The organism is Megasphaera geminata F0357 (assembly GCF_000239275.1).
GTDB lineage: Bacteria > Bacillota > Negativicutes > Veillonellales > Megasphaeraceae > Megasphaera > Megasphaera geminata.
In genome coordinates, this window is the sequence record NZ_JH417580.1 from 17,208 (window position 1) to 30,857 (window position 13,650).

General features: G+C 49.8%; 13 protein-coding genes and 1 pseudogene. 1 reads left to right on the forward strand and 13 read right to left on the reverse strand.

The window, feature by feature from the left end:
• Positions 1 to 15: 15 nt before the first annotated feature.
• Positions 16 to 561, reverse strand: coding sequence for a DUF805 domain-containing protein (locus HMPREF0080_RS03550; protein ID WP_040347101.1), 546 nt, complete (start codon positions 559 to 561; stop codon positions 16 to 18).
• 190 nt (positions 562 to 751) lie between these two features.
• On the opposite strand from HMPREF0080_RS03550, the gene HMPREF0080_RS09890 reads away from it, so the two are divergent.
• Positions 752 to 901 (forward strand): hypothetical protein, encoded by a 150-nt coding sequence (locus tag HMPREF0080_RS09890; RefSeq protein WP_156795293.1) that lies wholly within the window; start codon positions 752 to 754, stop codon positions 899 to 901.
• Between the two features lie 199 nt (positions 902 to 1,100).
• Here HMPREF0080_RS09890 and HMPREF0080_RS03555 read toward each other — a convergent pair.
• The 12 genes and pseudogenes from HMPREF0080_RS03555 to tilS form a co-directional block, all read right to left on the reverse strand.
• A pseudogene (locus tag HMPREF0080_RS03555) lies at positions 1,101 to 1,927 on the reverse strand (undecaprenyl-diphosphate phosphatase).
• 100 nt (positions 1,928 to 2,027) lie between these two features.
• Positions 2,028 to 2,492 (reverse strand): BREX-3 system P-loop-containing protein BrxF, encoded by a 465-nt coding sequence (brxF, locus tag HMPREF0080_RS03560; RefSeq protein ID WP_040347106.1) that lies wholly within the window; start codon positions 2,490 to 2,492, stop codon positions 2,028 to 2,030.
• An 81-nt stretch (positions 2,493 to 2,573) separates the two neighbouring features.
• Positions 2,574 to 3,839, reverse strand: coding sequence for a hypothetical protein (locus tag HMPREF0080_RS03565; protein WP_006789855.1), 1,266 nt, complete (start codon positions 3,837 to 3,839; stop codon positions 2,574 to 2,576).
• A gap of 62 nt (positions 3,840 to 3,901) precedes the next feature.
• Complete coding sequence (gene lysS / locus HMPREF0080_RS03570) at positions 3,902 to 5,410, reverse strand: lysine--tRNA ligase (protein WP_006789856.1); 1,509 nt, start codon at positions 5,408 to 5,410, stop codon at positions 3,902 to 3,904.
• A 17-nt stretch (positions 5,411 to 5,427) separates the two neighbouring features.
• A complete protein-coding gene (greA, locus tag HMPREF0080_RS03575) occupies positions 5,428 to 5,913 on the reverse strand; it encodes a transcription elongation factor GreA (protein ID WP_006789857.1) in 486 nt (161 codons plus the stop codon).
• 126 nt (positions 5,914 to 6,039) lie between these two features.
• Positions 6,040 to 7,044 (reverse strand): tRNA dihydrouridine synthase DusB, encoded by a 1,005-nt coding sequence (gene dusB / locus HMPREF0080_RS03580; protein ID WP_006789858.1) that lies wholly within the window; start codon positions 7,042 to 7,044, stop codon positions 6,040 to 6,042.
• Complete coding sequence (locus HMPREF0080_RS03585; protein ID WP_006789859.1) at positions 7,028 to 7,792, reverse strand: type III pantothenate kinase; 765 nt, start codon at positions 7,790 to 7,792, stop codon at positions 7,028 to 7,030. Before HMPREF0080_RS03585 ends, dusB begins: the two co-directional genes overlap by 17 nt.
• Before the next feature lie 73 nt (positions 7,793 to 7,865).
• Positions 7,866 to 8,411 carry a biotin transporter BioY gene (locus HMPREF0080_RS03590; protein ID WP_040347110.1) on the reverse strand — a complete coding sequence of 182 codons (546 nt, stop codon included), beginning with the start codon at positions 8,409 to 8,411 and terminating at the stop codon, positions 7,866 to 7,868.
• An 87-nt stretch (positions 8,412 to 8,498) separates the two neighbouring features.
• A complete protein-coding gene (locus HMPREF0080_RS03595; protein WP_006789861.1) occupies positions 8,499 to 9,467 on the reverse strand; it encodes a biotin--[acetyl-CoA-carboxylase] ligase in 969 nt (322 codons plus the stop codon).
• Positions 9,468 to 9,694: 227 nt separating this feature from the next.
• Complete coding sequence (ftsH, locus tag HMPREF0080_RS03600) at positions 9,695 to 11,650, reverse strand: ATP-dependent zinc metalloprotease FtsH (protein ID WP_006789862.1); 1,956 nt, start codon at positions 11,648 to 11,650, stop codon at positions 9,695 to 9,697.
• 78 nt (positions 11,651 to 11,728) lie between these two features.
• Positions 11,729 to 12,277 (reverse strand): hypoxanthine phosphoribosyltransferase, encoded by a 549-nt coding sequence (gene hpt / locus HMPREF0080_RS03605; protein ID WP_006789863.1) that lies wholly within the window; start codon positions 12,275 to 12,277, stop codon positions 11,729 to 11,731.
• The gene (gene tilS, locus HMPREF0080_RS03610; RefSeq protein ID WP_006789864.1) at positions 12,270 to 13,649 is read right to left on the reverse strand and encodes a tRNA lysidine(34) synthetase TilS; all 1,380 of its coding nucleotides are present in this window, start codon (positions 13,647 to 13,649) and stop codon (positions 12,270 to 12,272) included. The genes hpt and tilS overlap by 8 nt, the downstream gene beginning before the upstream one ends.
• Position 13,650: the final 1 nt, after the last annotated feature.

Genomic DNA, 13,650 nt, shown 5'->3' on the forward strand with positions numbered 1-13,650 from the left:
ACGGATATGACGCCTCTAATCGGCGTTGCCGTACTTATTCGCACCGACGGAGCCTTTCATAAAAGCCAAGGCCGCATACGCTATGAAGGCCGCGAACTGCGCAAATGTACCGGCTTCACCAAGCCCCAGGAGCGGAAAAAAAAAGGCTCCGTAATAACAACTTAACGGCAGGGCGATATAAGCGGCGCTTCTGTTCGTATCATGACACCGGCGGATTCCCAACGAAAGTTGAGAAAAAAAGGTCGGCACGGTAAAGGCAAGCAGAAGGAGTCCGAAAAGAGCGGCAATAAGCGGTTGATTCAGTAAAATACCTTCCGCCATGCGGCTGTACAGGACAAAGGTAAAGATGAATTGCGCAAAAAAAAGGACAAGCATACGTAAAACAAACGGCACCCTGGCCAAACGCCCTGTCCGGACAAAATACTTCGCTTTTAAATCGGCCGTATTTTTAAATCCTATATAACCGCTCCCGCCTGCACCGGCCGGCAGCGACAATCCTTCATGAACACGAGCGTCCGGTACGGAACGCTTCTGCAATTTTATTTTTTTTGCCTTTACCATGCTTTCCTCCCGCATAAAACAGACAATACGCATTTCTTTACAATGGTATCATATTATGGATTTTGACTCAAATTTTCCCCTGAACCCCGAATACGGTATTACCGGTAAAATCAAGCAGGGATACGTTATGTCCAATCCCCGCATATAGGAATATCTTCCCGGTTCGGAAGGACTTTTTACTTCTAATTTCTTGCGTGAAGCCATTACGGAAACATTGCCTCCCCTTCTTCACGTCATGGCGGACCATGACACGGAAGCGCTCGAAAGACTCGGTGAAATTACCGCTGCGTTGACGGAAATCGGCTTTCTCTTTCCGACGGCTATGCACGGCGATACTTAGTTCGGGACATTTCAAAGGAGATATGCTTCATTTCTGCTGCCCGGCCTTTGAAGCAGATATCCAGCTGAAGCGGGCCGCCGTTTTTGGAAGCGGTCTTTTTTATATGCCGGAAAAAAACCGGCCCTTTTTCAGGCAGACCGCTCACGGCACGGTTACATACAAAAGCGGCACCCGTCAGGGTACCGCCCGGTACGTTTCATTAAAGCACGAAGAAATAGATGAAGGCGACTGCCGCCACGGCAAAGCGGTAATAGGCGAAAAAAGCAAGCGTCGACTTGTTGAGGAATTTAAGGAACCAGAGAACGGAAACATAAGCTACCGCAAACGCGGTGACAAAGCCGACGACAATCATGGCAAGGTCGCCGCCGCCGAGATCGCTAAAACTCTTCAGGAGGTCATAGAAACAGGCAACGATCATAACCGGCACGGCGATAATAAATGAATAATCAGCCGCCGCTTTGCGACTAATGCCCAAAAGGATACCGCCGCCTATAGTCGAGCCGGAACGGGAAAACCCGGGCCGAGAGCAAAAATCTGGAAAATCCCCACTAAAAACGCCTGCATAATCGTCATCTTTTCGACATCGTTACAGACAACGGGGATCTTCGCCTTTTCCGCCATAAGTATATAAATACCGCCGACAATAAGGCCGATAATCACGGTACTCGGCGAGAAAAGGTAGGTCTTAATCGCATGATGGGCAAAGAAGCCGATGAGCATAACGGGAACGATGCCGACCGCGACATGCGCCAAGGTCAGGCCCGTGTCACGGCGATACCAATTTTCGGGTTTTAAAAGGTGTACGCAGTCATATTGACGCAGCATGTAAAGAAATTTTTCCTTATAAATACAGAGCGCCGCTGCGATAGCGCCTAATTGAATAAATACTTCGAAAACGCCTGCTCTCGGCCCGTCAAACCCGAGCCAGTCGCCGATGAGGATCATGTGCCCCGTAGAAGAAACGGGAAGATATTCCGTAACGCCTTCGACAATACCGAGTATAACGGCTATTATATAATCGCTCATAATCCGCTCCTTGTGTACTGAGAAACTTATAATACGTCGCTCATTATATCACAGAGCAGGACAAAAAAAAAGCAATGCGCTCACGCATTGCTTTTCATAACTAGTCAAGTGAAATAACATGATTCGGATTTTCAACAATAAACTTGGCGTATTTCGGGTCTCCGTTGTGTTCGAAGTAAAGCGTATTTCCTTCCAGTTTCCCTCTCCAGCTGACAATAATGGGGCATTCTCTGCTGAGTTTTTTCAACATGTCGACCGGATTCAAGTTAAGGATGGGTGCGAAGAGAAAACCTACATTATCGATCATGACGACGCGGGCATTCAAGCGTCTGATCGCGTTGGCAATCAGGTCGATTGCCTTTTCCGGGCGGTCCGCACGGGGAATTTCCAGGAATTCATCATCAAAAAGCTCTCTGGCTTCACAAATCTTCCACCCTTCCTGGTAGGTCAAATCGCGGATCAGCTGACTCTTTCCCGAACCGGGGCCGCCGATAATGATCAATAATTTTTCATCTTCCTGCGCAATGTACTTCCAACGTTTTAAGACTTCTGCATCTGTAACCATGAAAATCACCTTCATTTGCTAGAATTGGATAGATTTAATTTGGTTTTATTATACTTGATTAGAGTCTCTTTAGTAAAGGTTCTATGTATATTCTTTTGGGATAGCCTTTTTTTCCTTTAAATCGTAACGTCCTAAAGAATCCTGAAGGTCTTTGATCGGTCTGTCCGTCAGAATAATATCACTTATATAGTGTTTATCATGTTTTAAAATAAAAACCAGCGACGTGCCCCTGTCAAAAGGACTGTCATAATAGTATGCGTCCACAGAATCTTCCGTATCAGGTCCGATATCTATGCGGTTAGGCACACCGTACGCAGCCAAAAGAGTGGAAACGTGGTAGCCCAACGTAATGCCGCGGCCCGTAAAGGCCGAATTGGATAAGAGAAAAACATTGTGCACCGTACCCGTACTGTCCACTTCCACGCCGTAATCGCCGTAAAGCCAGAAGTTGGTATGGCCCCGTTTGATCACGGTCTGCCACGTGTTGTATTTGTTTTGAGTGAACGGAGCGGCCGGCGCAAACCCCATGAGTGTGAAATCTTCTTTGGCCGGCATATCGTACGGCAAGGCACGGCTGTTTTTTGCCGCATAAGGCATGCGCGGCGGCATCATGGCCACGCGCTGGATTTTTCTGTCACCGACGGCAAAAATAATATCCTCGTGGAGAGCCTGTGACGAGTAGACAAAATAGTAAACATTAGCGTCATTGTCGCGCAATATAGTATCAGGTACGCCGAAACGGCGCACTAAAAGCTCGACAGGCGAGCCGAGCGTTATATCTTCCCCTATAACGAGAGTATCGCTTTTCGTAAGAAATACGGATTCAACGCCCGTTTCAATAACGCCGTTATCAATGTTATTAAGGCGGAGGGACTCAGCCACCGGTTTACGCAAAACAACACGCATTCCCAAATCATCCGTACGATATACGAGTTTAAGAAAATGCGTTGTTTCGGACCGTTCCTGAGGCTGTCCGTACTTTTGCAGCACTTCAGCGGCAGACATGCCTTTACGCAGGCCGCCGACAACGAAAAGCTCATCTTTTAGAGGACGTACGGGCGCCGCTTCGATACCTTCCGGCAAAACAGCTTTCCCATTGGGGTTGACAGTATTCTGCCAGGAAGTGTCCCGTTTTAAAGAGTCCTCGATAGCCTTTACCTTATAATTTGTTTTTTCTTTATCCGCCTTGTCATTATGACTCTGTTTCTTATCGCCATGCCCGGCGGAAGCCCGCTTCAACAAATGTATTTCCTTTTCGGTCCTGTCGCCGCTGCCGGTTGCGGCAAATGCAGTCGTCGTCAGGGTCACTATACAAAAAATCAGGGCGGCGGAAATATGCCGTTTCATATTTTCTCCTTCATTATGTGAAAAAGGCACCCTCTGAAAGCCTTCAAGGGGTGCCGAGCAAACTATTTCTGTTCAGGACGGCTCAAGGGGAATAAGAGGACATCGCGAATAGACGGACTGTTTGTAAGAAGCATAACGAGCCGGTCAATGCCGATACCCAAACCGCCGGCCGGCGGCAAGCCGTATTCGAGCGCGCGGCAATAATCTTCATCCATCTGATGGGCTTCGTCATCGCCGTGAGCACGCTCCTCCATCTGCTTAAGGAAACGATTGCGCTGGTCAACGGGATCATTTAATTCGGAGAACCCGTTTGCCAGTTCCCGTCCGTAAATGAACGCTTCAAAACGATGTGTGAGAAGCGGATTGGTTTCGTCCTGCTTCGTAAGCGGTGAAATTTCCAGGGGATGGCCCGTAATAATCACCGGTTGAATAAGATTTTCTTCAACATAGTCTTCAAAGCAGCTGTTTATAATCTTACCGATACCGTCGTATTCACCGTATTCGACATGGAGTTCAGCGGCAACAGCACGCGCCTGCGCAACGGTCGTAACGTTCGAAAAATCTTTACCCGTGTATTTTTCAACAGCTTCGATCATGGTCATACGCTGCCAAGGCGCTGCCAATTCGATTTCCCGATCAAGGTAAGTAATCTTCGTCGTCCCGTACAATTTTACAGCCAATTCGGAAACGAGCTCTTCCGTAATATGAATAACATCCTCCAAATCACCGTACGCCTGATACAGTTCAACCGTCGTAAATTCAGGGTTGTGACGCGTATCGATGCCTTCGTTCCGGAAGCAGCGGTTCATTTCATATACGCGTTCGAGACCGCCGACGAGGAGCCGCTTCAAGTGCAGTTCCGGTGCAATACGCAAGTATATATCCATATCAAGCGCATTGTGATGCGTAATAAACGGACGCGCGGCTGCGCCGCCGGCAATATTATGGAGCATCGGGGTTTCCACTTCAAGGAAATTTTTCTTATCGAGATATTCGCGAATACCCTTGATAATACGCGAACGCATGACGAAAGTCTTTGTAACTTCCGGATTTACGATGAGGTCGAGATACCGCTGTCTGTATCTTGTTTCCTTATCTGTAAGGCCATGGAATTTTTCCGGCAGCGGGCGGAGCGATTTGGAAAGGAGCGTCCATTTTTCCACGCGTACCGTAATTTCACCGGTATGCGTCGTGAATACGTCACCCTCTACGCCGATGATATCCCCTATATCGAGAAGTTTAAAGAGTTCATACGATTTTTCCCCGACGACATCTTTACGGAAATAGAGCTGAATTTCACCGCTCAAATCGCGGAGCACGCAGAAAGCGGTTTTACCGTGACGGCGCAGGGCCATAAGACGGCCTGCCAGACTCACATGTGTGCCGTCCTGTGCCAAGGTCTCCGCATTATCCTTTATGTCCCGCGCATGATGATCCCACTCATATTTCTGGCCGAACGGGTATATGCCGGCTTCGGCAAACTGTCGCATTTTTTCACGGCGGACTATCATTTGATCGTTTAATTTTTCTTCTTCTGCAGCCGGTACGGCTTTCTTTTCCTGATCAGCCATCTCAATCCTCCCGGTCTTTAGGCTTCAAACGGTAAAATACGGTACCGGACTTCTCCGGCCGGAGCTTTTACGGATACGACGACGGGGCGTTCCTTATCCACGTTCTGGCCTAAAATGGCGGCGCCTACAGGACTTTCATTGGAAATGCGGTTATTGAACGGATCCGCTTCGGCCGTGCCGACAACCGTATATTCAAACCGATCCTTCGTCGCCACATCTTCCAAAATGACTTTTGAGCCCAAGCGGACTCTGGCAACGTCATCAGTCGCCTCTTCAATAATTTTTGCGGTTCTGATTTTATTTTCCAGCTCGGCAATCCGGCCTTCAATAAACGCCTGTTCATTTTTGGCGTCGTCATATTCGGAGTTTTCGCTCAAGTCGCCTAGCGCGATCGCTTCTTTGATACGTTGCGAAACGGCAATGCGGCGAACCGATTTAAGCTCGTTTAATTCTTCTTTCAGTTTTTCAAGCCCTGCCGCAGTGATCAGTGTTTCATTAGCCATGAATTGAATGCTCCTTTTATCTGTATGATTGTAGACAGGAACGGCTGTCCTGAAAAAGCTCTATCCCTGAAATCTATATAGTACGCAAGTATGTATAATTATATTCTTATAGCGTCCTGATGTCAATCAGTATACCCCGTCCGAACCGTCTCCGTCACCTGCCGCCCGGCGAATAAGGGAACGAAATTCTTCCGGTGACGCGGCCCGGTTAAAACGGTCCCGCAAGGCGGCCGAACCGAACATGCCCCGGGTATACCAGGAAGCGTGTGCCCTCATCTCGCGAAGTCCTATATAATCACCTTTAAATTTCAGCAGGCTTTCGAAGTGTTCCGAAAGCAGCTTATAGCGTTCCGCCGTTGTCGGCGCCTTTATAACCGCGCCGCTCGTAAGATATGCTTCAATTTCTCTGAAAATCCAGGGATTCCCCCGGGCCGCCCGCCCGATCATAATACCGGCACAACCGGTATGATCAAACATGGCCCCCGCCGCAGGGCCGTCCGCAATATCGCCGTTGCCGATAACGGGTATGGACACGGCGGCGACAACAGCCGCAATCTTTTCTATATCGACTTTACCGCTGTAAAACTGTTCCCGCGTTCTGCCGTGCACGACAACGGCTGCCGCACCCGCCTGTTCGCACCGTACGGCCAGTTCGGGAGCCGTAAAGGACGAATCATCCCAACCGGTTCTCATCTTCACGGTTACGGGGACGGATACGGCGGCAACGACGGCTTTAACAACTTTTTCCGCCAGAGGAAGGTCTTTCATCAGAGCCGCCCCTTCTCCGTTCTGCACGACCTTGCGAACAGGACAGCCCATATTAATGTCAATAATATCGGCGCCGCTTTCTTCCGCCGCAACGGCGGCTTTCGCCATTATCTCCGGGTCGGAGCCGAAAATTTGCAGGGACAGCGGATGTTCTCCCGCGTCTATAGAAAGCATTTCCCGCGTATGTTCATTACCGTAGGCCAGCCCTTTAGCACTGACCATTTCCGTACAAACTAAAGCCGCGCCATAGCGGCGGGCAATGACGCGGAACGGTAAATCACAAACTCCCGCCATGGGGGCCAGGAGCAGCGGTGAATCTATAATTACCGAGCCTATACGCAACGGTTTAACAATTCCGTTCATAAATAATTCTCAACCCTTCCAGGGTAAGCATCGGTTCAACGACATCGATCGCGCCGGTTGCCGGAGAAAGGACGACAGCCAGGCCGCCTGTAGCCACCACTTTTGCGTTTCCTCCCAATTCTTTGCGCATCCGTGCGACAATCCCTTCCACTTGCCCGACAAACCCGTAAAAAACACCGGCCTGCATACTTTCTACCGTGTTATGACAGATAACGCCGTCCGTACGGCGCAATTCAATACGGGGCAGTTTAGCCGTGCGCTGGACAAGCGCTTCCGTCGAGATGCCGACGCCCGGGCAGATGGAGCCTCCCAAATAAGCACCCTTGCCGTCAACGGCACAGAACGTCGTCGCCGTACCGAAATCGACAATGATTACAGGGCCGCCATATTTATCATATGCTGCCACGGCATTGACAATGCGGTCGGCACCGACTTCCCGCGGATTGTCATAACGGATATCCATACCCGTCTTTACACCCGGTCCGATGACAAGCGGTGAAATACCGAAGTAACGTTGACACATCCGTTCCAGCGTCGGCATAATCGGGGGCACTACCGAAGAAATGATAACCGCATCGATGGAATCGGCACTGATTTCGTTCCAAAAGAAAAGATTGCGGATCAATACTCCGTACTCATCGGTCGTGCGAAGACGGTCCGTAGATATTCGCCAGTGATCCAGGAGCTCCGTTCCTTTATAAATACCGAGAACTATATTTGTATTGCCTACATCAATAACCAGTAACATGCTGTTCCTTCTCCCTATACTTCGATTTATATCGTTACTACTATAACAAAGTTCAGCGAAAAAGAACAGCTTTTCAACTTAAATCAATACCCGCCTTTGCCAGGATTTTTAAAATGCGGCGGCCCGCAACGACGGCCGCCGCCAGTTTAAGTAAATCAAAAATAATAAAAGGGGCGGCACAGGCCGCAAAAGCATTACCCACGGACAGGGACTTGCCGAGGATATAATTGTATTCCGCCCAAAACCCGGCGACGCCGAGGAAGTAGACGAACGCAAGCGAAACAGCGCCGCCGAGGAAGGATACAAAAAAATTCTTTACCCGTACGCGGCCGCATATCCATGCATGAACGATAAAACCGAAAAAGAAGCCGATAAGCGGTCCGAAAACAACAGACAGGCTCCCCTGTGCCATAGCGAAGACAGGCAACCCGAATGCGCCTAAAAGGATCCAAATCAAAACGGCGAACGCCCCGCGCTTCGCCCCTAATACAATACCGGCCAGCGTTACAGCAAAAATCTGCAGTGTATGCGGCACCGGCCCGATAAGCACGGAAAATTGAGAAAAAACCGCTATAAGGGCCGCAAAAATCGCAATGGCTGTCATAGTACGGATAGACATAAAAACCTCCTGAACGATACGTTAACTCCATCTTATCAAACAGGCGGCTTTATTGTCAACTTAACAAGCGAATAATTGCATTAACAATTATTTTGTCCGTACGCGCACATCGCCGGCGACAACACGCTCCATTCCCTTCTCACTCATGACGAGCAGATTCCCGTCCCCGTCAATATCAACGGCCCGGCCGATAAGTGTTTCCCGCGGCAAGGTAACTTCAACAGTCTTTCCCAATGTGGATGACAAGATGCGCCATTCGTCGAGAATTGATGAAAATCCTTCTTTTTTCGCTTTTTCATAGTACTTCTCCAGCGACTCCATAACGGCCCGCCACAACTCGTTACGGCTTACGATAATGCCTTCAGCGGCAAAACTGGTCGCGCCGGCCCGTATTTCTTCCGGCATTTCATCAAGCGTAACGGTTGTATTAATTCCTATGCCCAGGACAACGTAGCCTACTTGTTCCATTGTCGCACTGAGCTCCGTCAAAATACCGACGATCTTCCTGCCGTTGACCAATAGGTCATTCGGCCATTTAATGACACAGCCGGCCAGGCCGAACCGATGCAGGGTACGCGTTACGGCAACAGCTGCAAGCAAGGTTATCTTGGAAACTTCTATCGGCGGAAAAGGCGGCCGTAAAATGACGGAAAACCAAAGTCCCTTGGCGTAAGGCGAATAAAACGACCGTTCAAGGCGCCCTTTCCCGCCCGACTGTTCTTCAGCCGTAACGACCGTCCCCTCAACGGCCCCCTTGTCGGCAAGCTCTTTAGCCAACGTATTGGTAGAATCCGCCCGCTCACGATAAACAATTGTCCGGCCGATACTCTTTGTGTGTAAGGATACCGAAACGGCGTCCGCATCAAGTAATTCAGGCACCCCGGTCAGACGATAGCCTTTTTTTGTAAATGATTCGACAACATATCCCTTTTCGCGCAAGGTGCAAATATGCTTCCAAACAGCAGTACGCGTAATTCCCAACACATCGGACAACTTCTGACCTGAAACAAACTCGCCGCGATGTTCCAGCAAATACTCTAAAATATCCTGACGCATAGGCCACCCCTCCGAAGCAAATTGAACAAGACCATTTCAAGCCCTATTTTATCATATTCAGTAAAAGATAAAACCCTTCCGTATTCATACCTGAATTAACACAAAAAATGATCCTGTCCTGCCGACGACATCATGTGTATGCCTTTGAGCCGCCCCGCCTTTTTCCGCCTCCTTTTTCTTGGAAGGGGCAAAGAAAAATACACCTCGCCGGAACGAGGTGTATTACTTTATTCCGTTTCTTTGGAAACAACTGTCGCTTCCTGTTGCGGTGAAGACAGCTCATTGCCCCAGGGACTGACATGCTTTGCCGCAGGGTTCGTTTCTTCCGCTTCAGGCTCCGGTCCTACCTGCGGTCCGGCAGCTTCTTCCTTTTGCTCTTCCGGATTTTCAAGAGATCCGTATGTAATGAGATTTTCCACTTGTTTATGATTGATCGTTTCGACTTCCATCAGGGCCGCCGCCATATTGTTCAAGGCATCACGATGGTCCGTAAGCATTTTGATAACATCATCGTACGCCTGCGTTACCATATCATGCATTTCCGAATCAATCAATTCGGCTACGCCTTCACCGTAATTGCGTTCATGCCCGAGGCTCTTGCCGAGAAATACCTGGTCCTGCTGTTCACCGAAAACCATAGGCCCGAGTTTCGGACTCATGCCGAGACGGGTGATCATCTGACGGACGATACGAGTTACGCTCTGCAGGTCGCCGGACGCTCCGCTGCTGATTTCGTTAAAAACGATTTCTTCAGCCGCCCGGCCGCCTAAAGCAACACGAATCTGCGCAAGATAATAAGACTTTGTTTCATACGAACGATCTTCTTCGGGCAACATCATCGTATAGCCGCCTGCACGGCCGCGCGGAATAATCGTGACTTTATGCACGGGATCCGCTTCGGGAAGCAGGTATGCGACGAGCGCGTGGCCCGACTCGTGAATTGCCGTCAAACGTTTTTCTTTTTCACTGATAACATGGCTGCGCCGTTCCGGACCGAAGGCAACTTTTTCACTTGCTTCTTCCAGTTCGGCCATGCCGATGATCTTCTTATCCGCACGGGCAGCCAGGAGAGCCGCTTCATTCAGCAGATTGCTGAGATCGGCGCCGGTAAATCCGGGCGTTTTCTTGGCAATTGTTTTCAAATCGACGTCTTTGCTCAGCGGTTTGCCTTTGGCATGGACGTTAAGAATAGCGACCCGGCCTTGAAGATCCGGACGGTCTACCGTAATCTGCCGATCAAACCGGCCGGGACGAAAAAGCGCCGGATCAAGGATATCCGGTCTGTTCGTTGCGGCAATCGTAATGATGCCCTCATTGGCGCCGAAACCGTCCATTTCAACGAGCAACTGGTTTAACGTCTGTTCCCTTTCATCATGGCCGCCGCCCAGCCCGGCGCCGCGCTGGCGTCCGACCGCGTCAATTTCATCAATAAAAATAATACAGGGCGCATTTTTCTTCGCCTGCGAGAAAAGGTCGCGTACGCGGGACGCACCGACGCCGACAAACATTTCCACGAAATCGGAGCCGCTGATACTGAAGAAAGGCACGCCCGCTTCACCGGCTACGGCTCTGGCAAGCAATGTTTTCCCCGTGCCCGGCGGTCCGAAGAGAAGGACCCCTTTGGGGATTTTAGCGCCAATAGTATTGTATTTACCGGGGTTACGCAAAAATTCCACGATCTCCGATAATTCTTCTTTTGCTTCATCTGCACCGGCGACATCCTTAAAGGACACTTTCACCTTTCCTTCACCGTGCATTTTGGCATGGCTTTTGCCGAAATTCATGACGCGACTGCCGCCGCCCTGTGTTTGCTGCATAAAAAAGAAAAATACGGCTACAAGGATGAGAATAGGCACGATCGACGCCAACGCATTCATCCACCAGGAAGGCTGTTCAGGCGGTTTAGCCACGACATTGACTTCCGCGTCTTTAAGCGCCGGCATCAACGCCGCATCAGTAGGCGCATAGGTTGTAAAGGACGCACCGTCTTTCAGCTGGCCGGTGATAGCGTGGTCTGCCGTAATCTGAACGGAATCGACCTTCTTCTGCTGCACTTGAGCCATAAAATTCGTATATGTAATTTCAGACTTATCCGGTCTACTGCTGACAACGGCATCGATGATACTTGCCGCCACAACAATAAGAAGTAAATATAAGCCGACATTGCGAACAAATTTACTCAAAATACTGCTCCTTTCTCTCTTACTTCGTTTCTACAGTAAAACTGTGGACATTCCTATGTTACCATACTTAAGCCGATGTCACAATATGCGGGCCTTATAAACAGACTCCTTGAGAATGCCTATGTACGGGATATTGCGGTACCGCCCGGCGTAGTCAAGGCCGTATCCCACGACAAAAGCGTCAGGGATCTCAAAGCCGTTATAATCGACGGTCACGTTGGCTTTACGGCGCGACGGCTTATTAAGAATTGTCGCTATTTTAACGGATTTTGCACCGCGATCTTCCAAGATCGGTTTAAGCCGGCTCAAGGTCGTACCCGTATCAATAATGTCTTCAACGATAAGTACATCTTTATTTGCGGCATCACTGTCCAAATCTTTGCGGATTTTCACGAAGCCGCTTGAATCGGTAGCGTCTCCGTAGCTGGAACATACCATAAAGTCGAATTCTGCAGGAACTTTAATTTCTCTGGCCAAATCGGAAAAAAATGTTACCGCCCCTTTAAGAATGCAAACGAGCAAAATGGATCTTCCTTCATAATCCGCAGTAATCTGTGCTCCCAGCTCACGCACGCGTGCAGCGATTTCTTCCCTGGTTAACAATATTTTTTCCAAATCCTTATGCATGGTCGTCTCCTCCCGAAACAGTACATACCAGCGGCCCCTTTTTGAGCGCGAGAGGCCGCGTAATGTCCGCACTGCAGCCGCAAAGCCACAAAACGGTATCGCCGTCGCACAGCAGCGGTATATGTCCCCTTCGTTCCGCCGGTATCTTCTTTTCAATCAAATATTTTTTCAAGGTTTTATGGTATGCGCCGCCTATATTGATTATTTCTCCGCCGCGCCGGTAACGGAACGTCAGCGGTTTCTCAGCCGGATCGGCCGCCAGAAAAAATTCGTTTGCCGACAATGTATATCCGTCCGTCAAAACCTTTTGAACGGTCAGTTTCCAGCCGTTCAATTCGTATGTGCCCGTACCGGTAACGCCGACGTCGCCCGGCAAGGCCGTGCCGACCGGTTCATCACGCCCGCCGGGGCCGGTAAAACACAGATAGGCACCGCTTCTGTAGACGGTTATCTCCTTCATGTGTACTTGCCGGCCGCTCTGTTTACGCATCAGAGCCAATACCTTTTCCGTAAAATCAAAGGTAAGGTCTTTATCGTTGCCCTTTACAGCCGCGCAGATGCGGCGGACAAGCCGCCGCTGTAACGCTTTGTGAAGTCGTGCAGCCTTAGCGACGGCAAGGCGATATACGTCATCAAGACAGACAAGTTCTTTAAAAAGGCGCTCTGTCTGCACGGTTAAACAGTCATCCTCACTCCCGGCGATCTCGGCAAACCGTCCGAACGCGGCCGCAATACCGGGATTATACGAGCGCAGCAGAGGTACCACATCCAGGCGGATACGATTGCGCGGATATTCCCGGCTCGCATTGCTTTCATCAAAACAGCAGGAAAGATGATTTTCTTCTATATACGACAAAATCTCCTGACGGGTCAAACATAAAAGAGGGCGGATAATATGTCCGTTTTTACTTTGCATACCTGTCGCCCCGCCCGTGCCGCCGCCGCGAATCAGATGCAAAAGCACAGTCTCAACCTGATCATCGGCATGATGGCCCACTGCAACGGCGGAAGAGCCGTACTTTCCGGCAAGGTCCGCAAAAAAAGCGTAGCGAACCTCTCGCCCGGCAGCTTCCACGGAAAGGCCTTCCGCTTCGGCTAAGGCCTTTACATCGGCATATGTGCTGCAAAAAACAGCGTTTTGTTTTACAGCCGCCGCCTCGACAAATTTCAGTTCCGCAGCCGCTGCGGCCCGCAAGCCGTGATGAACGTACGCAACAATTAATTGTAAGTTATATGATTTTTTCAGGGCTCCCAGTATATGGAGCAACGTCATCGAATCAGGACCGCCGGAGCAGGCAACGATTACGGTCTGCCCCTCTTTAAGCAGCCCTTCATGATGACAAAAGGACTTAACTTTTTCTAAGATCGTCATA